Below are 26,618 nucleotides of genomic sequence, written 5' to 3' on the forward strand. Positions count from 1 at the left end.
CGGCATGCTGCGGCGCCGCAATCGAGCGCCGCAGCATGCTTTTTTCATCGCGCGGCGGCGGCCGGTTGGCGCGCGGGCGCGCCCAGCGCACGCAGCGTCTCCTTGGCGGTCGCGACACGCACGGCCAGATCGGGGCTGCGCGTTTCGATGCGCAGCTTGTCCTGTCCCGCCAGCTTGATGTGCTTGTTCTTGTGGACCATCTCGATGATGCGCATGCCGTCGATGGGCGGATTCGGCACGAACTGAAGGCTGATCGCGGCTTCGCCAGCATCGATCTTCGAGACGCCGAGCGGCTTCGCCGCAAGCCGCAGCCGGTGCGTCTCGACGAGCGCGTGGGCTTGCGTCGGCAGCTTGCCGAAGCGGTCGATCAGTTCTTCCTGGATATCGTCGATGGCGTCGCTGGTCTCGCAATTGGCGAGGCGTTTGTAGATCGACAGGCGCTCTTGCACGTCGCCGCAATAGTCTGCGGGAAGGATGGCGGGCGTATGCAGATTGATCTCGGTCGTCGCCGCGAGGGGCGCGGTCAGATCGGGCTCCTGGCCGTTCTTGAGCGCTTTCACGGCATCGCTGAGCATCTCCGAATACAGCTGAAAGCCGATCTCGTGGATTTCGCCCGATTGCTTGTCGCCCAGTACCTCGCCGGTGCCGCGAATCTCGAGATCGTGCATCGCCAGATAAAAACCGGAACCGAGTTCCTCCATCTGCTGAATGGCTTCGAGGCGGCGCTGCGCCTGCTTCGTCAATCCTTGCGGATCGTGCACGAGCAGGTAGGCATAAGCCTGGTGGTGCGAGCGCCCGACGCGTCCGCGCAATTGATGCAGCTGCGCGAGGCCGAACTTGTCGGCGCGATGAATGAGAATCGTATTCGAACTCGGGACGTCGATGCCGGTTTCGATGATGGTCGTGCACAGCAGGACGTTGGCCCGCTGAGAGACGAAGTCGCGCATGACGCGCTCGAGCTCGCGTTCATGCATCTGCCCGTGTGCCACCGCGATCCGCGCCTCGGGCACGAGCGCTTCGAGCATGGCGCGCCGGTTTTCGATCGTCTCCACTTCGTTGTGGAGGAAGTAGACTTGCCCGCCGCGTTTGAGCTCGCGCAACATCGCTTCGCGAATGACGCTGTCTTCCTCGCGCCGCACGAATGTCTTGATCGCCAGCCGTTTTTGCGGCGCGGTGGCGATGACGGAAAAGTCGCGCAGGCCTTCGAGCGCCATGCCCAGTGTTCGCGGAATGGGCGTGGCGGTCAGGGTCAGCACGTCGACCTCGGCGCGCAACGCCTTTAGCGCCTCCTTTTGCCGTACGCCGAAGCGATGCTCTTCGTCGATGATGACGAGGCCGAGCCGCTTGAAGCGCACGTCCGACGACAGCAGCTTGTGCGTGCCGATGACGATGTCGATCGAGCCGTCGTTGATCTGCTCGATGGCCGCGTTGACCTCCTTCGTCGACTTGAAGCGCGAGAGCTCCGCAATGCGCACGGGCCATTCGGCGAAGCGATCGGTAAAGGTCTGCGTGTGCTGTTCGGCGAGCAGCGTGGTGGGCGCGAGCAGCGCGACCTGCTTGCCGGCCATCACCGCGATGAACGCGGCCCGCAATGCCACCTCGGTCTTGCCGAAGCCCACGTCGCCGCATACGAGTCGGTCCATCGGGCGACCCGTCGTCATGTCGCCGATAACGGCGGCGATCGCGGCGGCCTGATCCGGCGTTTCCTCGAAACCGAAACTCTCGGCGAATTTGCCGTAATCGCGCGGATCGAACCGGAAGGCATGGCCCTCGCGCGCGGCGCGCCGCGCATAGAGGTTGAGCAGCTCGGCGGCCGTGTCGCGAATCTGCTGTGCCGCGCGGCGCTTGGCCCGTTCCCATTGGCCGGAGCCGAGCGCGTGCAACGGGGCGGTGTCCGGGTCGGCGCCGCTGTAGCGGGAAATCACGTGCAGTTGCGCGACGGGGACGTAGAGCTTGCTGTCGCCGGCGTACTCGAGATGGAGGAACTCGGTTTCGCCTTCGCCGAGGTCCATCGTCACGAGTCCCATATAGCGGCCGATACCATGCTGCGCGTGCACGACAGGATCGCCGACCTTGAGCTCCGAGAGGTCGCGCACCATCGAATCGACGTTGCTGGCCTGCTCCTGACGCCGGCGGCCGGCGCGCCGGGCCAGCGGGCCGTAGAGCTCGGTCTCGGTGACGACGGCCCAACCTTCCGCCGGCAGCGAGAAGCCCGTCGAGAGCGGCGCCACCCCGAGCGCAAACGCGGCGTCGCCTTGCAGCCAGCTCTCGAAGCTCTCGCCCGCTTGCGGCTTGAGGCCGTTTTCGGCGAGGAACTGGGCGATCGTTTCGCGGCGGCCGGCCGACTCCGCGGCGATCAGCACACGCCGGCCGCTCGTGGCGAGGTAGGCGCGCAGCGCGGCGACCGGATCGTCGGCACGACGATCGACGGCCAGCGACGGCAGCGGCGTGCTCCAGCCTCCGCCGCCGTCGGTGGGCACCACCAGACGCGCGAACGGCTTGGCCAGCGTATAGAAATCCTCATCGGAAAGGAACAGCCGCTGCGGCTCGAGAATCGGCCGCTCGCGGTCGTGCGACAAAAACGCGTGGCGTTGCTTCGTGTCGGCCGTGAAGCGCCGGATGGCGTTCTCGAGATCGCCGACGAACGCAAGGTGGGCGTTTGCCGGCAGGTAGTGGAACAGGGTGGCCGTCTGCTCGAAAAAGAGCGGCAAGTAGTACTCGATGCCGGCGGAGGGCACGCCGTTGCCGATGTCCTTGTAGATCGACGAACGGCTCGGGTCGCCTTCGAATACCTCGCGCCAGCGGCTACGAAACGCGGTGCGGGCCGCTTCGTCGAACGGAAACTCGCGGCCCGGCAGCAGGCGCACGTCGCGCACGGGGTACAGGCTGCGTTGCGTGTCCGGATCGAATGCCCGGATCGAATCGACCTGGTCGTCGAAAAGATCGATCCGGTACGGCAACGCGGAGCCCATCGGATAGAGGTCGATCAGCGAGCCCCGCACGCAGTACTCACCGGGGCGCACGACCTGGCTCACGTGCTCGTAGCCCGCGAGCGTGAGCTGCGCTTTGAGTTTGGCTTCGTCGAGCCTGGCCCCTTGCGAGAACGAGAACGTGTAGGCCGCGAGGAACGAGGCCGGCGGCATCCGGTAGAGCGCCGTCGTGGCGGGTACCAGCAGTACGTCGCAACGACCCTCGCCGAGGTCGTGCAGCGTCGCCAGGCGCTCGGACACGAGATCCTGGTGCGGCGAGAACGTGTCGTAGGGCAGCGTCTCCCAGTCCGGCAGCCGCCGCACGCGGGCGCCGGGTGCGAACCAGGCGAGCTCCTGCGAAAGCCGTTGCGCGTCGACGGCGCTCGCGCAGACCACGGCGAGCAGCGGCACCGCCGCGCCCGCCGCCTGCAGATATCGGGCGATCAGCAGCGCGTCGGCCGAGCCATGCGCCCCATCGAACGCGAAGCGCTGGCCCGGCTTGACGAGCGGAAACGGTAAAAGCGGCGAAAAGGGTGTTGCGGCAGTCTGCATGACGGGAATGTAGGCCGTTTCAATGAACGGCACGTGCGCAAAAAACGGACGCAGCACGGGCCGGAAGGGGTTGAGCGCGAGCACGGACCCGGGTCGGCCGAATCGGACCCGCCTCGCGCGAAGCACCTATTATAAAATCCGTCCTTTATTTTGACCCGCGGCCCGCTCCTTGACTTCTCGTCTTTTTGCCCTGATCCCCTGCGCCGGCACCGGCAGCCGTTCCGGCGCACCGATGCCCAAACAATACCGCACGGTCGCCGGCCGGCCGTTGCTCCACTTTACGCTGGCCGCTTTCGACGCTTGCAGCGAGTTTGCGCAGACGCTCGTCGTGCTGGCGCCCGACGACACGCACTTCGATGCGCGTCGTTTCAGCGGCCTGCGCTTCGCCGTGCGGCGCTGCGGCGGCGCGACGCGGCAGGCGTCGGTGATGAACGGGCTCGCGGCGCTCGCGGAGTTCGGCGCCGCCGCCGACGACTGGGTGCTCGTCCATGACGCAGCGCGCCCCGGCATCACCCCCGCGCTGATCCGTTCGCTCGTCGCAGCGCTCAAGGACGACCCCGTCGGGGGCATCATGGCGTTGCCGGTGGCCGACACGCTCAAACGCATGGATGCTGAGCGCGGCGGCCACATCGCGCGCACCGAGCCGCGCGACGGGCTGTGGCAGGCGCAAACACCGCAGATGTTCCGCATCGGCATGCTGCGCGAAGCGATCGAACGCGCGCAGCATGATGGCCATGATTTGACCGACGAGGCAAGCGCGATCGAATGGCTCGGCCACGCGCCGCGGCTCGTTCAGGGCAGCCTGCGCAATTTCAAGGTGACTTACCCCGAGGACTTCGAGCTCGTCGACGCGATTCTCAGGCATTCCCCGGCCGGCTGAGCGCTTCGCCGGAGGCGGCGGCGGCCCGCTCAGCCAGTGGCGCCGACACTTGGACCTATTTATTCAATCGAAACCGGAAGCACGGATGGACTACAGAATCGGACAAGGCTACGACGTACACGCGCTCGTGCCAGGGCGGCCGCTCGTGATTGGCGGCGTGACCGTGCCATACGAGCGCGGGCTGTTGGGGCACTCGGATGCCGACGTGCTGCTGCATGCGATCACCGACGCACTTTTCGGGGCGGCGGCGCTGGGCGATATCGGCCGGCACTTTCCGGACACCGACGAACGCTTTGCCGGCGCCAACAGCCGCGTGCTGCTGCGCGAGTGCGCCGCCCGGCTCGCGCAAGCCGGCTTTGCGATTCAGAACGTCGACAGCACGGTCATCGCGCAAGCCCCGAAGCTCGCCCCGCATATCGATGCGATGCGAACCAATATCGCCGACGATCTGAGCCTGCCGCTCGCGCGCGTGAACGTGAAGGCCAAGACCAACGAAAAGCTCGGCTATCTTGGCCGCGGCGACGGGATAGAGGCGCAGGCGGCCGTTTTGCTGCGCGCGCTCTAGCGCCTGTCCCGCTGATCGCGGGCTAGTTGCCCTCGATCGCGAGCACATTGGCGGCGGCGCTGACGACGGCCGCGATGCGCCCGACATCGCGCAGTTGCTGCGCCGACATGCCTTGCTCGTTTTTCAGCAGCGCGTAGTGCGAGCTTACGCAGAAATGGCACTTGCCGACGATCGAGGCGGCGAGCGCATACATTTCGAAGCGGCGCTTGTCGACGCCGCCATGGGTGGCGTACGCGGTCATCCGCAGCTCGGGCCGCTGGGTTTTGAGGTCCTCGTCGTTCGCCATTTCGACGTACGGATACCAGACATTGTTCATGCCCATCATGGCGGCCGCCGTCAGCGCGCCCGTGACCTGCTCGGGCGGCAGGGCCCCGGACGAACGGATTGCATCCACGATCGTGGTGCATTTCGCGGCGAAGGCAGCGGCCAGCGCCACACCCGCCGCATCGGCGCCTTCCAGCGACGAGCGCGCGATCGTGCCGTCGAGGTTCAGGCGGATGTCCTTCGCGTAATCGGGGATCTTTTCCTTGATCGCAGACAAGAATTCCATTGAAGACTCCTATCGAGTGACCGATAAAAAAGCCCGCCGGCCTTGTCGAGCACAGCGGGCTCGGTGCTTGACCGAAGCGCCTGCCGCAGCTTAAAGCGTTGCCCCGCCGACCGTGCGGTTGCACGGGCACAGTTCGTCGGTTTGCAAGCCGTCGAGAATACGCAGGACTTCCTGCGGGCTGCGGCCCACGTTCAAGTTGTTCACCGACACGTGTTGAATCGTGTTGTCCGGATCGACGATGAACGTTGCGCGCAGGGCCACGCCGGCTTCCTTGTCGCGCACGCCGAGCTGATCGATCAGCTCGCCCTTCACGTCGCCGAACGCGTAGTGGTTCAGGCGATTGAGGTCCTTGTGCTCGCGACGCCATGCCAGCTTCACAAACTCGTTGTCCACGCTACCGCCCAACAGCACGGCATCGCGTTCCTCGAAGTCCTTTTGCAGCTTCCCGAACTCGACGATCTCCGTCGGGCACACGAACGTGAAGTCCTTCGGATAGAAATAGATGATCTTCCACTTGCCCGGGAACGATTGTTCGGTGATCTCTTCGAACGCCGATTGACCGTTTTCTTCATGGTTGTTGAAGCCCGGTTTCGCGGCAGTGACGGTGAAGGCTTCCAGCTTATCGCCCACGGTTTTCATGCAGTGACTCCTCATCGGGTTGAAAAAACGCACTTCAAAAATACGCGCCCGCTGTAACGGATGCGTTACACGCCCCAACTATAACGCTATTGGAAAATAGTTGCAATAGATTTTATCTAATCAAACCGATAGCCTGCCGCGTTGCGGCATACGAGGCGAGGGGGGGCGAGCGCTGCGCAACAGCCGGTCCGCGGCATCAAGCGCTTTTTCCCAGGGGGAACTCGATCGTGACTTCGAGACCCGGGCCCGGCGTTCGGTTGCGCAAGCGCAACGAGCCGCGGTAGCGGCTCACGAGCCGCTGGACGATGGCCATGCCAAGGCCCGTGCCGTTGGCCTGGCTGCGCGCCGAGTCGACCCGATAAAAGGGACGCGTCACGAGCGCGAGTTGGTCCTCGGGAATGCCGGGGCCCTCGTCCAGCACGGCGAGCTCGACGCGTGAATGCGCGACTCGCGTCTCGAGCATGATGTGCGGAATCCCATCCATCTCGCTGTGGCCGTACTTCTTTGCGTTTTCGAGCAAATTGCCGACCACGCGTCGGACGTCGGTTTCGTCGGCTTCGATGATCGCGGACGGTGCGAGCCGCGTAATGAGCCGCACGCCGTCCTCGCAGGCCATGCGGGCGGCCATCTCGCCCGCGACCTGCGAAAGATCGACCGACTCGGACGTACGCTGAACCGGCCGCGCATAGTCGAGAAAGCGGCCGATGATCATGTCCATTTGCTCGATGTCGTCGATCATCGCGTCTTTCGTTACCTGATCCGACGGGCTCATCTCGGTCTCGAGCCGCAGCCGTGCGAGCGGGGTGCGCAAGTCGTGCGAGATGCCGGCGAGCATCAGCGCACGATCGGCTTCGAGCTGCTCGAGATCCCGCACCATCTGGTTGAAGCTGCGATTCGTATCCGCCGCGACACCGAGACCGCGCTCGGGCAGCGGCTCGGGGGCCTGACCGGAGCCGACCTTGCGCGCGGCAACGGCAAGCCGCGCAAACGGCCGGTTCACGAGGCTCGTGATGAATGCGGCGCCGAACAGCGACAGCGCGAGCGCGAAGATGCCCCAGCCGGCCCATTGCAGACCCGTGACGTTATCGAGCTGTTCCCGGTCGAGCGCGACCCAGTAGTCGTCCTCGTCGATCTTGAAGCTGATCCATACACCGGGAATGTCGTTGACCGATTGAGCGATGACGGTATCGTCGCCAAGCCGGCCGCGGATGTCATGTTCGATGAGCCGGTTGAGCGACTCGTCGGGCTGCAGCGTGTATTTGTCCGTCGTCTCGCGCGGATAGACGCGCACGCCCTCGTTGCTTTCGAGATCTTGCAAGAGCGCCCGCCGCAGGTCCGGATCCGAGTAGAGCAGCGCCGTGCGCGTGAGCTTGACGATCGCCACGAGCTGCAGTGCCACCCGTTGAGCGCGTGGCTCGCGCTCGATCACGCGAAAGCTCTGGAACCACGCGGCGAGACTCACCGCGATCAGCAGAGCGATCAGCAAGAAGGTGCGCCAGAACAGGCCCCCGAAGACGTGCGTGAGAATACGCCGGTCGATGCGCATGGGGCCTACTGACACAAAAGGAAAGGGACGGGCGACGGCAACCCGCCGATCACGCCGATCCGTCGGGGATGAAGACGTAGCCGAGCCCCCAGACGGTCTGGATGAAGCGCGGGCTGCTCGGATCGACTTCGATCAGCTTGCGCAAGCGTGAAATTTGCACGTCGAGGCTGCGATCGAATACTTCGTATTCGCGGCCCCGCGCCAGTTCCATCAGTTTTTCGCGCGAAAGCGGCTGGCGCGGATGGCGTGCGAACACCTTGAGCACGGAGAACTCCCCCGTGGTCAATGGGATTTCCTGGCCGGCTTTGGTCAGCGTACGCGTGGCGAGATTGAGCGCGAAGTCGCCGAACTCGAAGACCTCGGCCGTTTCGGACGGCGCACCGGGCAACTCGGAGGGCGACTGTCGCCGCAGCACGGCGTGAATACGCGCAACCAGTTCGCGCGGATTGAAGGGCTTCGGCAGGTAGTCGTCGGCGCCCATTTCGAGCCCGACGATACGGTCCACGTCTTCTCCCTTGGCGGTCAGCATGATGATCGGCGTACGGTTGTTGCTGCCGCGCAGTCGGCGGCAAATGGACAAGCCGTCCTCGCCCGGCAACATCAGGTCGAGCACGAGCAGATCGAAGCGCTCGCGCACCCAGAGCTTGTTCATTGCCGGCGCGTTTTCCGCGACGTAGACATTGAAGCCTTGTTCGCCGAGGTAGCGGCGCAGGAGATCGCGCAGGCGCGGGTCGTCGTCGACGACGAGAATTTTCGAGGGGTTTTTCGTTTCCATGGTCGGCATCTTAGCGCGATTGCAAACAGGGACGGGAAAGTACGAATTCTCGCGTTACAGTCAGTTACAAAATTTACCCCGCTTCGAGGGGGTGCGTAAACAGCGCACACGTAAACTTCTTCACCGAAAGCGGCTCTTCGGTGGATACTTCATCCGATACATTTTCATGCCCGCCACTCGCTCGGGCTCAAGCACACGTAATTCGAGGTCGCCGGTTGCCGCACAACGAAGGGAACAAGATGATGGACAGCGCGTGGCCGCGTATGCGCGCTCGGATCCTGGCGATCGCCGTTGCGGGCGCCATCGTCGGCGCTGCGGCTCCGCTCGAGGCCTACGCCCAGCCGCAGCGCCGAGGTGACGGCGAGGCGCAGCCCTCGTCCTCCTTTCGCCGCCACTCGTCCCATTCTCAACATCCCCGCGCGGCCAGCGCCGCTTCAGCGCCTATCGTGCGCACGAATACGCCGTTCGACTTCGGCACTCAGCAACGGGACGGACACCTGACACCGGAAGAGCGTCGCTTGCTGCGTCAGCACATCGAAGACGCCGTGCGCGAACTGTACAAGCGCTGAGGCCGAGCGACGACGGCGCGGCTCGCGCACGCCGGCCGCTTTCAACGCGAGCGGGCCGCGCGCCAGGCGATCCAGAGCTTGCGAATGGGTGTCAGCGCGATGCGCTGATGAAGCACGCGATAGCCGTCTCGTTCGATTTCGTCGAGCAGCGCGAGCGCCATGGCCGATTGAGCCCGCAGCGTACGCTGAGTCTTGCGTTCCGGTTGCGGGATGCCGGCAAGCGCGGCCACGATGGCCTCGCGCGCACGCCGCGTCTGAAAGCGCATGAGCTCGTCGAACGCGGGCGTGTACTTGCGGTTGATGAGTTCAGCCGCGCTGACCTGGAACCGCTGCAGTTCGTCGATCGGAATATAGATGCGGCCGTGGCGCGCGTTGTTGCCGAGTTCCTGCACGAGCTGAGCCAGCATCAACGCGTTGCCGAGCGGCGGCGCCCATTGCGCGGCCGCCGCCGTGTCGCGGGCGGTGACGCGCGCCACGGCAAGCGCGAATGCGCCGCCGACCTGCTCGATATAGCTGCGCAGGTTGGGGTAGTCGAGATAGCGCGCCTGGTTCAGATCCATCTCGAAGCCGTCGACGAGCGCCTGCAGCGTGGCCGCTTCGCCGCCGATGTCCGCGCGGTGCGTGGCAAGTGCAACCGATACCGGGTGCGTCGGCTGTCCGGCCGCTAGCGAGGCGAGCTCTTGTTGCCACCACGCGAGCTTGGTTCTGCCGATGGCGGGATCGCTCGTCTCCCTTGCCGCTTGTTCGAGTTCACGGCGCAGCGCGAAGAGCGCGGTCAGCAGCGGCTGCTTCGCAAGCGGTGCCTGGCGCAGCGCGTAGTAGACGCTGGAGCCCGGCGGGGCGGCTTTTTGCGCACAGTACTCGTCGAAGTGACCCTGGATGGAACTGGATTCTTGTGACACGTCCGTAAAACTGATGAGAGGCGGCAGGAGCGGAGTGCGGATACTACCTCATCCCGACACGCCGCTCGTCACGCGGGCTCGCTTGCGCGAGCTCGCGCCGCCGGCGATCGGATATCGGTCTCGTCGAGAAAGCGGAGCACATGGCCGGCTCCCCCTTTCGTCCAGACATCGACATGGTCTGCGCCATCGACCACGGCGAGCCGGCGCGGCGCACGCACTCCCGCGTAGAGCTGCGCGAACTGCCGCGGGGGAATGACACCGTCCGCGTTGCCGCCGTAGATCAACACCGGCACGCGGACCGCGCCGATCTTGCGCAGGTTGTCGTAGCGATCGCGCACGAGCCAGCGTACCGGCAGCCGCGGGAAACGGGTAACAGCGACATCGGCGATGCAGGTAAAGGGGGCCTCGAGAACGAGCGCCTCGATCGCGAACTCGGTGGCGAGCTGGACGGCGACGCCCGAACCGAGGGAATAGCCGTGCAGCACGACGCGCGGAGTCTGCCGCATGGCGAACTCGATTGCCGCTCGACCGTCGGCATAAAGGCCAGCTTCGCGCGGCTTGCCCCCGTTGCCCCCGTAGCCGCGATACTCGGCGAGCAGGACGCCGTAGCCGGCGGCGATCAGATCGTGTGCGATATGCACGCGCTGCGAAAGATCCTCGCCGTTGCCGTGAAAGAGCACGACGACGCGGCCGTCGGCTCGCTCAGGCGGCTTATAGCGAACGCTAAGCGCGAGTCCGTCCTGCGTTCTCAGCGTGACGCGTTCGAGCCGGTCCGCGGCAGGGTTGGGCGCGAGCCCGCGAATCTTTTCGAGTGGATAAATGAGCCGGCCCTGGAGCCAGAGCACGGCTGCCAAGGCGGAACCGACGCCGAGCCCGGCAACGCCGGCAGCCGACAACAGCGCGAGACGCGATGGGCGCTTCATCAATGCGAACCTCCCGACGGGAATTCTCTCGGTCTCCGGCGCGACATCGGTACTCGCGCAGGTGTGCACTCGATGACAAAGAGAGTAGCGCGGAGGGCGAAACTGCGCAGCACGAATTCACGATGAGCGAGCGGTAGCGCGCGATGCTCGAGGCGAAAGTAGCGCTTCGAAGCAGGCCGCCGCATCGAACGCTGTGCAATGTTCGGGCCTGGCAGAGGGGGCGGGAAGGCAGGGATCGACTCGCGCATAGGCGTGCATTGCCGACGAATCGGTATAAACCTTGATCCTGCTCAGACATTCGATCCGGGACTGTGCTTATATCACGCTATGAGGTAAGTGCGCGCACGTCACCGTTGCCCTGGCGGATACGGCCTTTGTGATCTGCGGCTGCACCATGATCGACCACACGCGAGAAGCGGCATATGGAAACCAAGATGAAGATCGGCGAACCGGAGCAACGTATCACTGACCAACGAACGGCCGGCTGGCCGGTGCTGAGGCTCGGATTCAGGCCTTTTTATCTGGGAGGTACCGCTTTCGGTCTCCTTGCCGTCGGGCTCTGGCTCGCCAGCTTGCATGGCTATCCGGTCGCCGGGCGCGAGCCGACGATGACGGGCGTGATCTGGCATGTTCACGAGATGCTTTTCGGGTTCGTGGCGGCCATCGTCGTCGGCTTTTTGCTGACCGCGGTGCGTGCGTGGACCTCGCGCGAAACGCCGCACGGCATACCGCTCGCGCTTATTTGGCTGCTCTGGGCCGCGGGACGCATCCTCGTCTGGACCGGGCCGCCGCTCGTAGCCGCCGTCGTGGACTGCGTCTTTTTGCCGCTGGTGGCGTTCGTGCTTGCGCGTGTATTGCTGCGTGCGGGCAACCGGCACAACGTTTTTCTACCCCTCGCGTTGGGACTGCTCGGGATTTTGAATGTGCTGTTTCAGATGTGGGCCTGGCAGGGACGATTCGATCTCGCGCTCCGTACGGCGTATGCGGCGACCGGGCTCATCATCCTGTTCGTCGCCGTCATTACCGGCCGCGTCGTCCCGATGTTTACGATGAACGCCATTCCCGGGTTCACAGTGCGCCGTTGGAAGTGGATCGACGCGCTCGCCTACCCTGTTCCCCTCATCGCGCTCGTGCTCGATGCCGTGAATGCGCCGGCCGTCGCGGTCTTCGTCTTCGCACTGGCTGCCGCGGTGATTCACGCCGTCCGTATGATCGGTTGGCGCTCCTGGCGCGTCGGAGCGCGCCCAATACTCTGGATCCTGCATGCGGCTTGTCTCTGGATACCGATCGGCTTCGTGCTGCTGGCCTGCTCCGCGCTCGGTCGCGCGCCGCATTCGCTCGCGATCCACGCGTTGACGGTGGGCGCGGTTGGCGGCGCGATCATCGCAATGGTGACGCGCACCGCGCTTGGCCATACCGGACGGATGCTCGTGGCCAAGCGGCACGAAGTGCTGAGCTATTGGCTGATGATGGCCGCCGCGGCATTGCGCGTCCTTGGACCGCTGGCCGCGCCTGGCGCGACGGGCGTTTGGATCGATGCGGCCGGCGTATGCTGGTGCCTGTCGCTGTTCGTCTATCTGATCAAGTACGGACCGTTTCTCACGGCGCCGAGGGTGGACGGAAAGGCCGGATGATGTCACGCACGTTTTCCCTTTTGCTGAACCATTGAATGCAGCGTTGCGGATATAGTCGCGCCAAGACCAACCAGCATGATATGGAGAACGGCAATGAACGACCTGTGTATCGAACTCGATCATCGGCCCGGCGCCTTGGCGCGCATGGGGGAAGTGCTCGGCGCGAAAGGCCTGAGCGTGGAGGGCGGCGGCGTATGGAGCGTCGACGGACGTGCGACCGCGCATTTCCTCTTTGAAGATGGCGCGGCTGCGGCGCATGCGTTGCGGGAGGCGGGCATGGTCGTCCATGCTGTCAATGACGTGCTCGTCCAGCGGCTGAAGCAGGACGTCCCGGGCCAACTCGGCAAGATTGCCCGGCGCATGGCGGATGCCGGCGTCAACATCGAAGCGATGTATAGCGATCACGACCATCGACTGATCCTGGTGGTCGACAACTATGCGGCGGGACGAGAGGTTTCGGAGGCGTGGGAGCGTGAACGTGCCGAGCATGAGAACAACAAGGGAGGAGGGCACTGATGAGTCAGCACCGATACGCGTTGACGGTGGAATGGACCGGAAACCTCGGCGTGGGTACGCGCAGCTACCAGGCCTACAGCCGGGATCACGTGGTCCATGTTTCGGGTAAGCCGTCGATCGACGGATCGAGCGATCCGACATTTCGCGGCGACGCCACGCGGCACAACCCGGAGGACCTTTTTGTCGCCAGTTTGAGCGCGTGCCACATGCTCTGGTATTTGCATCTTTGCTCGGCCAACGGGCTTGTCGTCAACCGTTATCGCGACGCTGCATCAGGCACGCTTTCGTTGAGGGCCGACGGTTCCGGCGCATTCTCGAACGTGACACTGGCACCGGAGGTCGTGCTCGCCGCCGGCATCGACGAGCACGCGCGGCAACGCGCGATCGAGTTGCATGAGGCGGCACACCACATGTGCTTCCTGGCCAATTCGGTTACGTTCGACATGATCGTCGAGCCCACGGTCCGTTTCGAAGACGAAGCGGCGGATACGGGTAGCTGAACGGTCCTTCGCGGCCATGGCGGCGTGACAGACGTGGCCTCGCTAGAATTGGCGGCAATCCGGGAGGAAGGAGGATGCGATGACTGCTTCAGGTTTGTCCGTATTCGCGCTGGCGCTGGTCGTGACGGCAGGCTCGCCCGGCCCAAGCGTCGCGGCACTCGTCGCGCGCGTGCTGACCAACGGCGTGCGCGACGTGCTGCCGTTTCTCGTAGCGATGTGGTTCGGTGAAGCGTTGTGGCTGACGTGTGCCGTGACGGGACTTGCGGTGCTCGCGCGCACGTTCGAGGCAGTCTTTGTCGTCATCAAACTTGCCGGCGTCGCCTATCTGCTGTTTCTTGCCTGGAAAATGTGGTTCGCGCCGGCACAGGTTCGTGAAGATGCATTGCCGAGCGCCAGGTCGCCCGTTCGCATGTTCACTGCCGGCCTGACGGTCACCCTCGGCAATCCGAAGATCATGATTTTCTATCTGGCGCTGTTGCCGACGATCGTCGATCTCTCTCGCGTGAGCCTGCATGCATGGCTCGAACTCGTGGCGACGATGCTCGTCGTGCTCGCGAGCACCGATTCCTTCTGGGTCCTCGTCGCGGCCCGTGCGCGCAAGCTGTTGACGAGCCGGCGCGCCGTGAAGATCTCGAATCGCGCGAGCGCGACCATGATGGCCGGCGCTGCCGTCGTGATTGCGACACGCTGATTCTCGTAGTTCGCGCAAGTTTCCGTAGTTCACCGTTACGCCCCGGCTAAACGAATATCGCGCGTTGCACGCGTTGATACTCGAGTCTGCGTCGCTCGACGCATTCGCAGCCGATGCGGCGAGCTGCCAGATCCCGTAGTCGCTCTTGCGGCGATCCATCTGCTGGCGTACGCATGCAGGCCTTGTCCGATAAGCATCATGGGGCTTTCGCCCGTGCGTTCAGGCGAAAGTGGAGTCTACGAAATCTAGCGCCGATCTGCCTCCGTTCCCGCGCTAACCTGAAGCTATGCAGTTTCGGTGACCGATCTTCGAGGGAGACGTTGACGTCATGGATGAAATCGAACGCGAGCTGGCCAAGCTGATCACCGAGGGACTCGATCTGGATATCGACCCGCAGAGCATCGACCCCGAGACGCCCATTTTCGGCGAAGGCCTCGGTCTCGATTCGATCGATGCGCTCGAGCTTGGTCTGCTGTTGTCGTCGACCTATCAGATCACCATCACGCCGGGCGACCAGAAGAACCACGAGATATTCCGCTCGCTGAGGGCGCTCGGCCGTCATGTCGAGCAGCATCGGGCAGCACAGACTCATTGATGCCAGCCGTCACGAGGGCAGAAGGCTCCATGACGACGGTGACGGGAGGGGCGAGATGCGTGATTCGCGATACCGTGGGTGCCAGCCATGCGGCGATACCCGGCCATTTTCCCGGCCATCCGGTCGTGCCGGCCGTCGTCCTGCTCGAGCGCGTCAGCCGTGCCGTCGCGCAATCATATGCCGGCGCCGCGATTACGCGCATCGAGCACGTGAAATTCCTGGAGGTACTGCGCCCCGGCGAACCGTTCGAGATCGTGCTGTCGATCGATGACGACGTCGTCTCTTTTCAATGCGTGAAGGACGCCGGTTCGCTTTTCGCGGTCGGCAGGCTCCGCGCGGAGGTCAATGCAGCATGACGAACGCATCGGCGCCGATCGCGCCGCTTTACGTGAACGCCTATACCCTGACCAGTGCGCTCGGTGCGGGCAACGACGCTGCGTTGGCCGCGTTGCGCTCGGGTCGGGGCGGGCTGCGCGAACTCGAGTTGCGCACCGGCCGCAAGACATGGCTCGGTCTCGTGGATGACGAGGCCATCGGCGGTTCGCTCGGAGGCGAGTTTGCGCGCTTCGATTGCCGCGCGCATCGCATGCTTGGCCGGGGCGTCGAGCGCGACGGCTTCGCGCTCGCCGTGGCCGGTGCCCGCGAGCGGTATGGCGCCGAGCGTGTCGGATGTTTCGTCGGTACGATCGCGTCGGGACTGGCACATCTCGAAGCGTGCTATGTCCGTCACGCCCCGAGCACGGACGATCTCGGCTCGGATGTCCGCGTGCGTCATACCGCGCACCTTTTCTCGGCAACGGAATACGTCATGCGTGTGCTCGGTCTCGACGGGCCGTCGGCCACGATCTCGACGGCATGCTCGTCGAGCGCCAAGGTGTTCGCTACCGCATACCGTCATATCGCGGCGGGTCTGTGCGATGCGGCGGTCGTGGCAGGCATCGATTGCGCGAACGAAGGATTCATTTACGGTTTTCACTCCTTGGGCTTGCTGTCGGCGCAGCCGTGCCGGCCGTGGGACCGCAATCGCGACGGTATCAGCATCGGCGAAGCAGCCGGCTTCGCCTTGCTCGAACGCGCGCCGCGCGGCCATGGCGCCGTGGCGTTGACGGGCTTCGGGGAGAGTAGCGACGCCTACCATATGACAGCGCCTCACCCGGAAGGCGAAGGCGCGCGCGTCGCGATCGAGCAGGCGTTGCGCCGCGCCGGCCTCGCTCCGGCCGACATCGACTACGTCAATCTTCACGGCAGCGGAACGCCCTCGAACGATCGGTCCGAAGATGCCGCGATCGCCTCGGTGTTCGGCGGCGCATGCGCTAGCAGCTCGACCAAGGGCTGGACCGGTCATACCCAGGGGGCTGCCGGTATCACCGAAGCGGTGCTGTCGTTTCTGTGCATGCGCGCGAACCTCGTGCCATCGACACTGAACACGACCGATCCCGATCCGGAACTGCGAACGGACGTCGCGCTCGAGAACGAGGAGAGGCCGTTGCGCCGCGTGCTCAGCAATTCATTCGGCTTTGGCGGCAACAACTGCGCGCTCATTTTCGAGGCTGTCCAATGAAGACACTCTTCGTCGAAGCGCTCGAGGTACTGGGCCCCGGGCTGCCCGGCTGGAACGAGGCTGCCGCCACGCTGCGGGGCGAGAAGCGCTATGCCCCGTGCGAATTCGAGGCCGGCGAACCGGAAATGCTGGCGCCGAACGAAAGGCGGCGCGCGACAGCCGCTATTCGTCTTGCGTTGCGTGTCACCGAACAACTCGCGAAGCGCTCGTCGCTCGATCTGGCCGCGCTGCCTTCGGTGTTCGCGTCTTCAGCGGGCGATCTTCACGTGACCGATCGCGTTTGCGTTGCGCTGGGTCGACCAGGCGTACCTGTGTCTCCGTTCCATTTCCACAACATCGTGCACAACGCGAGCGCCGGCTATTGGTCTATCGGAGCGCACGCGTGCGGCGGCTCGACGAGCCTCAGCGCGGGCGAGACAACGTTTGTCGCGGGTCTGCTCGAGGCCGGCTGCCTGGTACTGGCCGAGCGTGCACCCGTGCTCTTCGTCTGCTACGAGCAGCCGGCGCCTGCGCCGATCGGAGTGCATCTGCCCATCGTCGCACCGTTCGCGGCGGCGATGACGATTCATCGCGAGCGCGCCGGCCCCGATTGTTTCGCGATGCATATCGAGCATGTCGCGAGGCGCGACGATACCGCTATGGCGGACGACGCGCTCGAACGCTTGCGCAGCGGTAATGCAGCCGCTCGCGCATTGCCGCTGCTCGCCCGGCTCGCATGTCGCAGCGACGAGCGAGTCTTTCTCGCAACGGCGCCGGAAGGCGCGCGAACGAGCGTGGCCATTCATGTCGAACCGGCCTGACGGTCCAGACATCTATCGCCGGATTCCCCATGCGGGAGCCATGTGCCTGCTGGCGGCCGTTCGGGAGTGGGATGCGAGCGGAATTGTCTGCACGGCGCATTCGCATGCGCAGGCCGACCACCCGCTGCGCGAAGACGGCAGATTGAGCAGCATGCATGCGATCGAGTATGCGGCGCAGGCCGCGGCACTTCACGCGAGTCTTGCCGGCGAGACCGTCAGGACCCTCAAGACCGGCGAGGCTCGCGCGCTGCGGCGCGCGTACATTGCTGCGCTGCATGCAGTCGAGCTCTGTTCACACTCGCTCGACCACGATGAAATGATTCGGAGTCCTCTGGAGATTCGAGCGCAATTGACTGCGGCGGGCGCGACAGCCGCGCGCTATGGGTTTTCCGTGGTGTGCGGCGCAGTCTGTATCGCTCGCGGCACGATGACCGTTGCGATGCCAGAGTGAATTTTTTCGATGGAGCGCAAACGATGGCATTTCAGATCGACGACCTCAGTAACCAGCTCGGCTATTTCCGCCTGCTCGAGACATCGGAAAAGGCGCGCTGGATCTTCCGCGACCAGCGGTGGGACGAGATCGACGAGAGCAAGGTGAGCGCCGAGTTGATCGAGGATGTAAAGATCGCGGCCTATGCCGAGCTGACGACGTTCTCCGCGACGGAAGCATTCATGAAGCTGCTGCACGACGATGTCGACTTTACTCAATGGCTTTCCGTGTGGTTCTTCGAAGAGACCAAGCATCCGCTCGCGCTGATTCGCTGGCTCGGCAAACTCGGCGTGCCGACCGCGCAGGATTTCATCCATCGCGGCAGGAAGATCGAGCCGATGACCCACTCGCGCGTGGAAATGCTGACATCCAATATCTGCTCCGAGATCGCGGCCAACACCGCATACAACCAGTTCGCGAAGACCGTGGAAGAGCCGGTGCTCGTCGAAATCGTGAAGCACCTCGCGCGCGACGAAATGCGGCATTCGGTCGGCTTCGAATACTACTGTCGGCAAGCGATCGAGCGATCCGACGACCCCGAGCGGGACCGCCTCGTCGCACTGCGCACGGCGTGGTTCCTCTTGCAGCCGGCAAGCGACGGCGTCACGCGGCATCCCGTTTTCCTGACATTGCTCAAGATGAAGTGTCTCGACATGAAGGAAGTGGAGCGGCGCTACCGCGAACATATCGTGAGCCGGATTGCGAAGATGCTCGATCTCGAGATCCCGGGCGTCGACGCGTTCTATGAGGTCTACGCCGGCATGAAAAAGCGCTACCGCGCCGCACGGCGTTCCGCGCATGTTGCGTGAGGCGACGCGCCGCGCGCTCGCCGATATCGCGGGTTACGGCGCGAACGGCGTGTTCGTCCCACTCGACGACGAGCGGGAGGCCACCGATCTGCCTGTGCGCGGTGTCATTCCGCCTCAGCTGGACGGCTTGTATCTGCGCAACAGCTTCAATTCGCATCCGTCTCGCCGTACACCGCAGCCGCACGTGTTTCTCGAAGATGGCATGGTGCACGGTGTGAGGATCGCGCAAGGCCGTGCACTCTGGTATCGCAATCGCTGGGTATCGACCGATGGCCTTGCGCAGGTAGCGAACCGCACGCCACCGGGCGGTCCCGCCGATCGTCGCTGGAGCTCCGGGAACGCGGCCAATGTCAGCGTCGTCGCGCATGCGGGGCGATTGTTGGTACTGGGCGAGACAGGGCTGCCCTATGAGCTGAACGAACAGTTGGAGACTGTGGGGCGCTGCGATTTCGGCGGCGGCCTGGCTCGTAGCATGACCGCACATCCCAAGCGCGATCCCGCCACCGGCGCCTTGCACGGCTTCGGCTATTGGCCACGGCGTCCCTATGTGACCTATTTTCGCGTGGACCCCGATGGACGAATGGCGCGCGCCGAACCGGTCGATGTGGCGGGCGCCACGGTCATGCACGATTTCGCCGTTTCCGAGCGCTTCGCCGTTTTCATCGACCAGCCTTTATTGTTCGAGAGGCCACCGCGCCCGGGAGGCGGCTTGCCGTTTCGCTGGGCACCCGAGTACGGTTCGCGTCTCGGCTTGCTCGATTTGCACCGTGAAGGCGTGCCGGTGAGGTGGTTCGCGATCGATACGTGCTTCATCTCGCATGTGCTCAATGCATTCGACGACGGCGAGCAAGTCGTGCTGCGCGCGGTTGTCAGTCACCCTTACTACCTGACCGGTATGCCGCGGCCGCACGCGGCTTCGTTATCGATGCATGAGTGGCGGATCGACACATTGACAGGGCGCGTCTCGAGCACCTGCATCGCCGATTCGCCGGGCGAGTTTCCGCGGTTCGACGACCGGTTGACGGGCCGCCCGCATCGGTACGGCTATTCGACGGAGATTGTGCTTCGTCACGGTTGGCTCGCCTGTGGCGGCCTTTTCAAATACGACTTCGCGATCGGCGCCGTCGAACATCATCGCTTCAGCGAGTATGAAGCGGCGTCCGAGGCGCAGTTCGTGCCGGCGAGCGAGGACAGCGCGGAAGACGAAGGCTGGGTGTTGTGTCTCGTCTATGACGCGCGCGTCGATCGCAGCCGGCTGGTCGTGCTCGATGCTCAGCGGTTCTCCGGCGAGGAAGTGGCGTCGATCGAGCTGCCGCAGCGCGTGCCGTATGGCGCGCATGGAACATGGGTTGAACGGCAGGCGCTCGAGCGCGCCACGTCGCCATGCCGGTGATTTCGGTGACGCGCTTGCATGTGCGCGCCTGGCGGCACATCCCATCCGTGCTGGCCGCGACGATGGCCGCCGCCTGGCAGGCGCGCGCGGCACCTGGCAACCTCGCGGTATCGGTGCTCAGCGCGAGTTGCGATACCTATTGGACGCGAACCGTGTGGCAGGACGAGCCCGCCATGATGGCCTACGTGCATGCGGGGGTCCATCGCCGGATCATGCGGCATCTGCTGAGATGGTGCGACGAAAGCTCGGTCGTTCATTGGCACGACAGCGTGGCGCGGCTGCCGGCCTGGGACGAGGCCCATCGGCGCTTGAGCGACGAAGGACGTCATTTTCCGCCGCCCGGGGCGGGGTTGCCGCCCGCGTTTGCGTTGCCGCGCCGTAGATTTTGGCGCGAGCTTCGCATCAGATAGCCCGCGCCGTTTTTGCCTCGAAAGGGTCCTGGTCGAGAACGCTTGCCCATAGCGCGGACCAGGTCGGCCAATCGTGGGTGCCGGCAATGTCGATGCTGCGTTGGGCCGGCAACAGCGCTTGCAGCAGCGTGCTGCCCAGCGCGAAAGGATCGCTGCGTCCATAACCGAGATGCACGCGCAGGCCGCTCGACGCGTCCCGTACTTCACGGCGCAACCAGTCGAGCACGCGCCATTCCATATCGCCCGGCTCGTTGGCTTCGGGGCGCCATGCGTCGAGCCCGCCCGCTTTGGCGATCTGCAAGAGCATCCGCCGACTGGCGAGATAGGGGGCGAGCAGGACGATGCCCTCCGTGCTGCCAGGGTGCGCACGGCAATACATCAGGGCGCCCATGGCGCCGAGCGAGGTGCCGACGAACCAGAGCCGTTCGATGCCGCGTTGATGAGCGATCCGATCGATCTCGCCGTGCAATCGGGGCAGTAGCGAGCCATCGGCATAGGCTGGGAAATCGACGTCGATACCGAGCGCATCGACGGGCAGTCGGCGCTCACGCAGCGCCTGCACGATCCCGTTCGAAAAAAAGGAAGCGGCGCGGTCGTTGACGCCAGGGAGCATGACGAGCAAGACGCGCCCGGCTGCCGCATCGGGCGATGGATCGAACAGAGCGTTGATTGACATGCGATGGTCCGTTCTCGCAGAGGGACGGAAAAGCAGTACCCATTATGGGACAACTTTGGGGTTGCGCATTCGTCCCGATGGTCGAATTTTCGTAGTAGTGGCAAACCATGCTGCATATCGGCTTACTGTTTCGCCGAGAGGACAGGCGGGCGAGGCAATGAGCAATCGTATTTCACAGCACGATCCGGACGGAGCGAGGCATTCACCCTGCGCCGTCGAGCCTCAGTGCGGCAACCAGGCGAATTTGCCACGACCGACGGCTGCGTCTGCCGGCAGCGCTGCGCTGCGCGGACTCCCCCCGCGCTTGCCGACGAGGCGCATGCACGTCGATATCGAGGGAACGTACGGCGCATTGCGCGATCGGGCGCGCGAAGTCATCGGTCCCGACGCATTCGACGAAGCCGCATTCGCAGCGCACCTGCGTGGCGCGAGGACAGGGAGGATCGATCTATCGGGCGGACTCGAGAATCGCCTGCATGAAGCGGATCATTGGACGTTGATGCATGTGGATCCACTGGCCGGCGGGCCGTTGAAGCTGATCGGTCACGGCACCGATCATGCCGTCTACCGCGATCCGAGCCGGCCGGGCCAAGTGACGAAAATCAGTGTCGAGACGCTCGGCCGTCTGATCAGGTGGCTCATGCTGTTCGGCCGTGGCGAGGATCTGAAAACACCGCAAGCCATTCGTGCCGTCGGGCAGAGACTGGCTCGCAGTGAGATCGGGCGCGACGGGCGGCTGCGCGCGAAGTTTCCCGCACGAGCCGTGCCGCGCCAGTCCATCGGGATCGACGAAATCTCTGTGCGTGGCGTAGTGGCGCAATTTCTGTTGCAAGGCGGCTTGCTCGTCGATCCGCATCGATCGATTCCCACGCTCAACCCCAATGCGATCTACCGGCTGCCTGCACTCGTGAGGCACCAGGATTTTCTGCCGCAGCTATCGGATTCCGACACGATGCACTTCAGCCTCAGTCTGCATTACATCGAGCAGTTCGACGAGCGGCCGCCCGACGACCGCTATGCCGATATCAACAACAGTTTGGTGCTGAATCGTCCCGGCACTTTCAATAAGGACCATTTCGATTATTGCTTCGCGGGGACGAAGCTGAGCGAACTGTACGACGCCAGCAAGACCGATAGGAGATTGCGCGAGAGCATTTGCGATTTCCTGCCGCACGGTATCGACTTCATGAACAAGACGCGGGAGGTGATCGACATCGCAGGCGACGGCAACGTCATCTTCAACGCAGGAGAGTACTACCTTCCCGACGCGCTGGTCTCACCCAACTTCGAAGGCGCACTTGGCTTGTCGGGCGATACGCTGCGCCGGCTCAAGCGAGGCAAGCAAATCGCGGGCAGCGACGCATGGATGCTGACCTTCACGCTCAGCATCGTGCGGGCCATGAACGCGATGGCGCAAGCGCGAGGCATCGAGGAGCGGGTGCACTTGTTGCGCCCTGACGAGGAGTCCGAACCCATCGACTGGGCAAGCGTGTTGACGGAGTTACGCGACAAGCGGACGGTGGGCATGCCGCATTCGCTCGAGCGCGAACCGCTGCTGATGCCGATCGAATCGTTCCCCTGGGGCGTCAATACGCAAGACCTCGCCGCTTGATCACTGCACGCGCCACCAGCGTGGCAAGAGTCGCCGCACCTCCGGGCGGCGATACCGATCGTCGATCAAATGAAGTACGCCGACATCCTGTTCGGTGCGCACGACACGGCCAGCGGCCTGGACGACTTTTTGCAGGCCCGGAAAGAGGTATGCATAGTCGTACCCATTGCCGAACTTGGCTTGCATCGCCAGGCGCATTTGCTCGTTGACGTCGTTGACCTGGGGTAGCCCGAGCGTGGCGATGAACACGCCAATGAGACGATCGCCCACGAGGTCCACGCCCTCGGAAAACGCCCCGCCCAGTACCGCGAGGCCCACGCCGCATTCGCCGCTTCGGAACCGGGTTAAAAACGCGTCCCGTTGCGACTCGCTCATTCCGGGAGATTGCATCCAGAGTGGCAGACCGGGATGTTGCGCGCGCAACAATGCCCCGACACGCTCCAGATAGTCGAAGCTGCTCACGAAGCCCAGATAGTTGCCTGGCAATGTTTCGTATTGTTTGGCAATGAGTTCGACTATCGGTGCAAGCGATCTTTCCCGGTCGCGCCACCGGGTCGAGACCTGCGCGCATACACGCACCGTCAATTGCTCGGGCCGGAACGGCCCCTCGACATCGAGCACGCGCGTTGCGTCGGGCAGCCCCAACGTGTCGCGATAGAAATGCGTCGGGCTCAGCGTGCCGGAAAACATCACCGTCGCGTGCGCGGCGGCGTGGCGTTGCGCTAAAAACGCGGCAGGTACGACGTTGCGCACGCACAGCGTCGACGTCGTTCCTGCACGCCGCCCTGAGGCGTGCGGCTCGCTCGAAAACGTGCTGTCGAAGATCGAGTGGTCGTCGAACTGTTCGGCCAGCGTCACGAAATGCAGCACGTCGAAGAAAAATCGCCGCATTGCGTCGTCGATCGCGGACGCATCCTCGGCAAGCTGATCGGTCACTGCGCCAATGAGGCTTTGCGCTGCAAACACCAGCTTGGGCGGGATCTCGGCATGAACCGTATAGCGTTGCTCTTGCGTGCGATCGAGCGCGTTCCATTCGCGTTGGAGTCGCTGAAGCGGCTTTTTCAGGCTGTCCGGTGCCACCTTCAATGCGCCGCGCAGCGCCGGCCGCTCGAGCGAGGCCGTGTACATCTTGCGGCCGCGCTCGAGCAGGTTGTGCGCTTCGTCGACGAGTACGGCCACGCGCCATTCCTGGGCGCGGGTGAGCGCATAAAGCAGTGCGCTGCTGTCGTAGTAGTAGTTGTAGTCGCCCACGACGATGTCGACCCATCGCGCAAGCTCCTGCGCGAGGTAATACGGGCACACGTCGTGAGCCAGTGCGACCTCGCGCACGCTCTGGCGGTCCAGCCTGCGCTCGGTCAGCGCGGCCTCGCGTGCCGCCGGCAGGCGATCGTAGAATCCGCGCGCAAGCGGACAGGACTCGCCGTGGCAGGCTTTGTCGGGATGCTCGCACGCTTTGTCGCGCGCGACGAGCTCGAGCGTGCGCAGCGGTAACGTTTCGACGCCGGTATTCGAGCGCAACGCATCGATCGCGTCCAATGCAAGTGCGCGGCCCGGCGTTTTCGCCGTCAAAAAGAACAGGCGATCGACATGCTGTTCGGCGCAGGCTTTCAGCACAGGAAAAATCGTCGCCAGCGTCTTGCCGATGCCGGTCGGTGCCTGAGCCATCAGAACCGCGCCATCGCGCGCCGCGCGATAGACGGCGACGGCCAGCTCGCGCTGCCCGCTCCGAAAGGTGCCGTGGGGAAATTGAAGCGCGCGCAGCGCCGCGTCGCGGGCCGTGCGATGCGCGTGCTCCTGTGCCGCCCACTGCATGAAGCGTTCGCACTGCTCGTTGAAAAATGCCTCGAGCGACGAGGCGTCATGCGTCTCGGTCAGCACCGTCTCCTTCTGGCTGCCGATGTCGAAATAGACGAGGGCGACCTCGATCCGCTCGAGCCCGCGGGCCTGACAGAGCAGATGCCCGTATAGGCGCGCCTGAGCCCAGTGGAGTGCGCGATGATTGCCAGGCATGGCATCGAGCTCGCCCCGGTAGGTCTTTACTTCCTCGAGCCGATTGAGCGAGGCATCGTATCCGTCGGCTCGCCCGCGCACGGTCAGCTCGCCATGGGCGCCGACGAGCGCGATTTCGGCTTCGTAGCCGGCGCCGCGCCGTTTGGCAACGACGGCATGCCCTTCGATGCCTTCGAGCGCGCTCGGCGCTGGCGTGAAGCGCAAATCGAGGTCGCCGCATTTCGCGGTGAACTCGCACAGCGCTCGAACGGCGACGACGAAGCTCACGGGGCGACTCCGGCGCCCGGTGTCGTGACGCCGGCCACGGCGCGGTCTGAGCCATCGATACCGCCCTCGCCATCGACCTCGGCCTCGACTTCGCCCTCCCAACGCACGTCGAGCACGCGTGCCGGCATGCCATGTTGCGCGCAATAGGCGAGCCACCGGATCTGGTTGTCCTGCAGGCGGTCGCCGGGGCCCTTGACTTCGATCAACTCGTAGCGCCGGTCGGTGGGCCAGAACCGAATGAGATCGGGAAGGCCCGACCGATTCGCTCGAATATCGCTGACAAGCCGTGCGAACCAGAGCTTCAAATGCCTGGCAGGCAGACAGTCGAGTGCCAGCGTCATCAGTGAGCTCGTCAGTGCGCCCCAAAAGACGAAGGGCGATTGCATACCGGCTTTGTGCTCGTAGTGGCGCCAAATGGTGTCGTGATAGGCGCCGCTATCGAGTTGCGCGAAGCAGCGTGCGAACGTTTCGGCGCGGCGAGCCAGGAAGTCGGGTGCGTGAAGATCGGCGGGCCCCCGCTGGAATGGGTGAAAGAACGAGCCCGGCACGGGTTCGAACACGGCTTCCCAGCACAGCAGCCCGAACAGCGAATTGATCAATGTGTTCTCGACATAGAACACGGGCGCCTGCGGCGCATCCAGATGATCTTGTACGACATATTCGACCGCGACGGGCACGGCCGGGCGCATCAGGGTGAGCGTCGAGCGTGCGAAACCGGCCGGCTCGGCCGCACGGCGGACGGGCTGCCCGAGCCGGCGCGCAAGGCGGGGCATCATGCGTGCGGCGCGCTGGTACTCCGCCTCGTTTTCGGGCGCCTCGAGCGCGCGCGTGACGAGCGCGAACGCATCGCCGAAGCGTGCGCAACGTTCGAGTACACGCGTGCGCCGGTGACGGGCTTCGGGCCATTGGCTGCGCTCGTAGACTTCGAGCGCGAATTCCCAATCCCGCATTTGTTCGGCGCGATAGCCGATTCGATAGAACAATTTGGCGCGCCGCATTTCAAGCCAGGCGTTGTCGATCGGCATGGCAAGCACCGCGCCGAACAGCTCGCGCAGTGCCGCGATCCTCTCGACCCCGTCGATGCCGTCGAGCGCTTCGCGGCATGCCTGCAGCGCGAGGTAGGCGTCGACATCCGAGCGACGTTGAAATGCACGGGCGGAAGGTTCGAACGACACGGCCTCGTATCGATAGACGCCAAGATCCGCCAACACGAACTCCGACCAGCTCTGATGCAGATTGCCAAAAAACATGAGCCTCACCCGATCGCAAACGGGCGTGATTTCAAGTTCGAACACCTGTTCGTCGCTCGTGGCGTCCCATGCTCGATACGGCCGCGTCTGGGCGCCATACTCTGCGCGCAACAGCTCGCGCAATTCCGACTTGCTGCATCGGCGTAACGCAACGGCTTCGGAAAAAATCCGCTCCAGCTCCGGGCGGGTCGCGAGCGCGAAGAGATCGTCGATCGAAAGGTGCGGCTCGGGATCGATCCAGCCCAGTGCGATCAGCGGCGCGGCCGCGGCAAGGGGGCAGCCGATCTCCGCGTAATTCAGTTTGCTCGTGCGAAAGCGCGGGCCGTTGCGCATCAGCATACGAACGAGCAAGGCGCGCGAGGCGAGGGGCAAGCGAGCGAATGCGGATGCGAATTCGCGCTCGATGGCGTCGAGCAGATCGTCGTAGCGTTCCGATACCCACGCGAGCGCACGCTCGAAGTTCAGCAGGTAGTAGAGGGGCGATGGGGAAGAGGGGGAGGGCTCCACGGCATTGCGATCGACCTGTATATCCAT

26 protein-coding genes are annotated in these 26,618 nt (G+C 64.4%); 16 read left to right on the plus strand and 10 right to left on the minus strand.

Going from position 1 to position 26,618, the window contains the following annotated elements; genetic code table 11:
* Positions 1–44 precede the first annotated feature (44 nt).
* Positions 45–3,521, minus strand: a complete 3,477-nt coding sequence (gene mfd / locus ACR9ZC_RS16695) for a transcription-repair coupling factor (RefSeq protein WP_440562467.1) — start codon at positions 3,519–3,521, stop codon at positions 45–47.
* 169 nt (positions 3,522–3,690) lie between these two features.
* Between mfd and ispD the strand changes: the two genes are divergently transcribed.
* Together ispD and ispF are read left to right on the plus strand one after the other, a co-directional pair.
* Positions 3,691–4,401, plus strand: coding sequence for a 2-C-methyl-D-erythritol 4-phosphate cytidylyltransferase (ispD, locus tag ACR9ZC_RS16700; protein ID WP_440562463.1), 711 nt, complete (start codon positions 3,691–3,693; stop codon positions 4,399–4,401).
* Between the two features lie 85 nt (positions 4,402–4,486).
* The gene (ispF, locus tag ACR9ZC_RS16705; RefSeq protein ID WP_481581147.1) at positions 4,487–4,966 is read left to right on the plus strand and encodes a 2-C-methyl-D-erythritol 2,4-cyclodiphosphate synthase; all 480 of its coding nucleotides are present in this window, start codon (positions 4,487–4,489) and stop codon (positions 4,964–4,966) included.
* A gap of 22 nt (positions 4,967–4,988) precedes the next feature.
* Here the strand turns inward: ispF and ACR9ZC_RS16710 are convergent, their stop codons facing one another.
* From ACR9ZC_RS16710 to ompR, 4 genes are all read right to left on the minus strand, one after another.
* Positions 4,989–5,516: a carboxymuconolactone decarboxylase family protein gene (locus tag ACR9ZC_RS16710; RefSeq protein WP_481581148.1), complete on the minus strand. Its 528-nt coding sequence runs from the start codon at positions 5,514–5,516 to the stop codon at positions 4,989–4,991.
* Positions 5,517–5,606: 90 nt separating this feature from the next.
* The gene (locus ACR9ZC_RS16715) at positions 5,607–6,155 is read right to left on the minus strand and encodes a peroxiredoxin (protein ID WP_440562461.1); all 549 of its coding nucleotides are present in this window, start codon (positions 6,153–6,155) and stop codon (positions 5,607–5,609) included.
* 196 nt (positions 6,156–6,351) lie between these two features.
* Positions 6,352–7,701 (minus strand): ATP-binding protein, encoded by a 1,350-nt coding sequence (locus ACR9ZC_RS16720; RefSeq protein ID WP_331572226.1) that lies wholly within the window; start codon positions 7,699–7,701, stop codon positions 6,352–6,354.
* Positions 7,702–7,750: 49 nt separating this feature from the next.
* Positions 7,751–8,485, minus strand: coding sequence for an osmolarity response regulator transcription factor OmpR (gene ompR / locus ACR9ZC_RS16725; RefSeq protein WP_481581149.1), 735 nt, complete (start codon positions 8,483–8,485; stop codon positions 7,751–7,753).
* A 230-nt stretch (positions 8,486–8,715) separates the two neighbouring features.
* Here ompR and ACR9ZC_RS16730 point away from each other — a divergent pair, with 230 nt between their 5' ends.
* Positions 8,716–9,045, plus strand: a complete 330-nt coding sequence (locus ACR9ZC_RS16730) for a hypothetical protein (protein WP_481581150.1) — start codon at positions 8,716–8,718, stop codon at positions 9,043–9,045.
* A gap of 41 nt (positions 9,046–9,086) precedes the next feature.
* Here the strand turns inward: ACR9ZC_RS16730 and ACR9ZC_RS16735 are convergent, their stop codons facing one another.
* Together ACR9ZC_RS16735 and ACR9ZC_RS16740 are read right to left on the minus strand one after the other, a co-directional pair.
* Positions 9,087–9,947: a squalene/phytoene synthase family protein gene (locus ACR9ZC_RS16735; protein WP_481581151.1), complete on the minus strand. Its 861-nt coding sequence runs from the start codon at positions 9,945–9,947 to the stop codon at positions 9,087–9,089.
* A gap of 68 nt (positions 9,948–10,015) precedes the next feature.
* Positions 10,016–10,870, minus strand: a complete 855-nt coding sequence (locus ACR9ZC_RS16740; protein WP_481581152.1) for an alpha/beta hydrolase — start codon at positions 10,868–10,870, stop codon at positions 10,016–10,018.
* A gap of 422 nt (positions 10,871–11,292) precedes the next feature.
* On the opposite strand from ACR9ZC_RS16740, the gene ACR9ZC_RS16745 reads away from it, so the two are divergent.
* From ACR9ZC_RS16745 to ACR9ZC_RS16800, 12 genes are all read left to right on the plus strand, one after another.
* Positions 11,293–12,504, plus strand: coding sequence for an NnrS family protein (locus tag ACR9ZC_RS16745; protein ID WP_481581153.1), 1,212 nt, complete (start codon positions 11,293–11,295; stop codon positions 12,502–12,504).
* Positions 12,505–12,597: 93 nt separating this feature from the next.
* On the plus strand, positions 12,598–13,020 hold the full coding sequence (locus tag ACR9ZC_RS16750; RefSeq protein WP_481581154.1) for a hypothetical protein: 423 nt from the start codon (positions 12,598–12,600) through the stop codon (positions 13,018–13,020).
* Positions 13,017–13,520, plus strand: coding sequence for an OsmC family protein (locus ACR9ZC_RS16755; protein ID WP_481582692.1), 504 nt, complete (start codon positions 13,017–13,019; stop codon positions 13,518–13,520). Before ACR9ZC_RS16750 ends, ACR9ZC_RS16755 begins: the two co-directional genes overlap by 4 nt.
* A gap of 79 nt (positions 13,521–13,599) precedes the next feature.
* Positions 13,600–14,211: a LysE family translocator gene (locus ACR9ZC_RS16760; RefSeq protein WP_481581155.1), complete on the plus strand. Its 612-nt coding sequence runs from the start codon at positions 13,600–13,602 to the stop codon at positions 14,209–14,211.
* Positions 14,212–14,539: 328 nt separating this feature from the next.
* The gene (locus ACR9ZC_RS16765) at positions 14,540–14,806 is read left to right on the plus strand and encodes a phosphopantetheine-binding protein (protein WP_481581156.1); all 267 of its coding nucleotides are present in this window, start codon (positions 14,540–14,542) and stop codon (positions 14,804–14,806) included.
* 29 nt (positions 14,807–14,835) lie between these two features.
* Positions 14,836–15,162, plus strand: coding sequence for an ApeI family dehydratase (locus ACR9ZC_RS16770; protein WP_481581157.1), 327 nt, complete (start codon positions 14,836–14,838; stop codon positions 15,160–15,162).
* A 17-nt stretch (positions 15,163–15,179) separates the two neighbouring features.
* Positions 15,180–16,367: a beta-ketoacyl-ACP synthase gene (locus tag ACR9ZC_RS16775; RefSeq protein WP_481582693.1), complete on the plus strand. Its 1,188-nt coding sequence runs from the start codon at positions 15,180–15,182 to the stop codon at positions 16,365–16,367.
* Entirely contained in the window at positions 16,364–17,167 is an 804-nt protein-coding gene (locus ACR9ZC_RS16780; protein WP_481581158.1) for a beta-ketoacyl synthase chain length factor, read from the plus strand. The genes ACR9ZC_RS16775 and ACR9ZC_RS16780 overlap by 4 nt, the downstream gene beginning before the upstream one ends.
* Entirely contained in the window at positions 17,151–17,618 is a 468-nt protein-coding gene (locus tag ACR9ZC_RS16785) for an ApeP family dehydratase (RefSeq protein WP_481581159.1), read from the plus strand. Before ACR9ZC_RS16780 ends, ACR9ZC_RS16785 begins: the two co-directional genes overlap by 17 nt.
* Positions 17,619–17,641: 23 nt before the next feature.
* Positions 17,642–18,466, plus strand: a complete 825-nt coding sequence (locus ACR9ZC_RS16790) for a ferritin-like domain-containing protein (protein WP_481581160.1) — start codon at positions 17,642–17,644, stop codon at positions 18,464–18,466.
* A complete protein-coding gene (locus tag ACR9ZC_RS16795) occupies positions 18,456–19,859 on the plus strand; it encodes a carotenoid oxygenase family protein (RefSeq protein WP_481581161.1) in 1,404 nt (467 codons plus the stop codon). The genes ACR9ZC_RS16790 and ACR9ZC_RS16795 overlap by 11 nt, the downstream gene beginning before the upstream one ends.
* Complete coding sequence (locus ACR9ZC_RS16800) at positions 19,850–20,269, plus strand: DUF3291 domain-containing protein (RefSeq protein WP_481581162.1); 420 nt, start codon at positions 19,850–19,852, stop codon at positions 20,267–20,269. The genes ACR9ZC_RS16795 and ACR9ZC_RS16800 overlap by 10 nt, the downstream gene beginning before the upstream one ends.
* Here the strand turns inward: ACR9ZC_RS16800 and ACR9ZC_RS16805 are convergent.
* Entirely contained in the window at positions 20,262–20,945 is a 684-nt protein-coding gene (locus tag ACR9ZC_RS16805) for an alpha/beta fold hydrolase (RefSeq protein ID WP_481581163.1), read from the minus strand. The two genes, ACR9ZC_RS16800 and ACR9ZC_RS16805, sit on opposite strands and share 8 nt — an antisense overlap.
* 319 nt (positions 20,946–21,264) lie before the next feature.
* On the opposite strand from ACR9ZC_RS16805, the gene ACR9ZC_RS16810 reads away from it, so the two are divergent.
* Complete coding sequence (locus ACR9ZC_RS16810; protein ID WP_481581164.1) at positions 21,265–22,557, plus strand: hypothetical protein; 1,293 nt, start codon at positions 21,265–21,267, stop codon at positions 22,555–22,557.
* Here ACR9ZC_RS16810 and ACR9ZC_RS16815 read toward each other — a convergent pair whose 3' ends face one another.
* Together ACR9ZC_RS16815 and ACR9ZC_RS16820 are read right to left on the minus strand one after the other, a co-directional pair.
* Positions 22,558–24,834, minus strand: a complete 2,277-nt coding sequence (locus ACR9ZC_RS16815) for an ATP-dependent DNA helicase (protein WP_481581165.1) — start codon at positions 24,832–24,834, stop codon at positions 22,558–22,560.
* Complete coding sequence (locus ACR9ZC_RS16820) at positions 24,831–26,618, minus strand: VRR-NUC domain-containing protein (RefSeq protein ID WP_481581166.1); 1,788 nt, start codon at positions 26,616–26,618, stop codon at positions 24,831–24,833. The genes ACR9ZC_RS16815 and ACR9ZC_RS16820 overlap by 4 nt, the downstream gene beginning before the upstream one ends.

This window comes from Trinickia sp. HAY1-2D, from assembly GCF_056754935.1.

Coding starts and splice junctions, on each gene's coding strand:
- mfd (WP_440562467.1), bottom strand. CDS start 3,521: ATGCAGACTGCCGCAACACCCTTTTCGCCGCTTTTACCGTTTCCGCTC.
- ispF (WP_481581147.1), top strand. CDS start 4,487: ATGGACTACAGAATCGGACAAGGCTACGACGTACACGCGCTCGTGCCA.
- ACR9ZC_RS16710 (WP_481581148.1), bottom strand. CDS start 5,516: ATGGAATTCTTGTCTGCGATCAAGGAAAAGATCCCCGATTACGCGAAG.
- ACR9ZC_RS16715 (WP_440562461.1), bottom strand. CDS start 6,155: ATGAAAACCGTGGGCGATAAGCTGGAAGCCTTCACCGTCACTGCCGCG.
- ACR9ZC_RS16720 (WP_331572226.1), bottom strand. CDS start 7,701: ATGCGCATCGACCGGCGTATTCTCACGCACGTCTTCGGGGGCCTGTTC.
- ompR (WP_481581149.1), bottom strand. CDS start 8,485: ATGCCGACCATGGAAACGAAAAACCCCTCGAAAATTCTCGTCGTCGAC.
- ACR9ZC_RS16730 (WP_481581150.1), top strand. CDS start 8,716: ATGATGGACAGCGCGTGGCCGCGTATGCGCGCTCGGATCCTGGCGATC.
- ACR9ZC_RS16740 (WP_481581152.1), bottom strand. CDS start 10,870: ATGAAGCGCCCATCGCGTCTCGCGCTGTTGTCGGCTGCCGGCGTTGCC.
- ACR9ZC_RS16745 (WP_481581153.1), top strand. CDS start 11,293: ATGGAAACCAAGATGAAGATCGGCGAACCGGAGCAACGTATCACTGAC.
- ACR9ZC_RS16750 (WP_481581154.1), top strand. CDS start 12,598: ATGAACGACCTGTGTATCGAACTCGATCATCGGCCCGGCGCCTTGGCG.
- ACR9ZC_RS16760 (WP_481581155.1), top strand. CDS start 13,600: ATGACTGCTTCAGGTTTGTCCGTATTCGCGCTGGCGCTGGTCGTGACG.
- ACR9ZC_RS16765 (WP_481581156.1), top strand. CDS start 14,540: ATGGATGAAATCGAACGCGAGCTGGCCAAGCTGATCACCGAGGGACTC.
- ACR9ZC_RS16770 (WP_481581157.1), top strand. CDS start 14,836: ATGACGACGGTGACGGGAGGGGCGAGATGCGTGATTCGCGATACCGTG.
- ACR9ZC_RS16780 (WP_481581158.1), top strand. CDS start 16,364: ATGAAGACACTCTTCGTCGAAGCGCTCGAGGTACTGGGCCCCGGGCTG.
- ACR9ZC_RS16785 (WP_481581159.1), top strand. CDS start 17,151: ATGTCGAACCGGCCTGACGGTCCAGACATCTATCGCCGGATTCCCCAT.
- ACR9ZC_RS16790 (WP_481581160.1), top strand. CDS start 17,642: ATGGCATTTCAGATCGACGACCTCAGTAACCAGCTCGGCTATTTCCGC.
- ACR9ZC_RS16795 (WP_481581161.1), top strand. CDS start 18,456: ATGTTGCGTGAGGCGACGCGCCGCGCGCTCGCCGATATCGCGGGTTAC.
- ACR9ZC_RS16800 (WP_481581162.1), top strand. CDS start 19,850: ATGCCGGTGATTTCGGTGACGCGCTTGCATGTGCGCGCCTGGCGGCAC.
- ACR9ZC_RS16805 (WP_481581163.1), bottom strand. CDS start 20,945: ATGTCAATCAACGCTCTGTTCGATCCATCGCCCGATGCGGCAGCCGGG.
- ACR9ZC_RS16810 (WP_481581164.1), top strand. CDS start 21,265: ATGCACGTCGATATCGAGGGAACGTACGGCGCATTGCGCGATCGGGCG.
- ACR9ZC_RS16820 (WP_481581166.1), bottom strand. CDS start 26,618: ATGGATATACAGGTCGATCGCAATGCCGTGGAGCCCTCCCCCTCTTCC.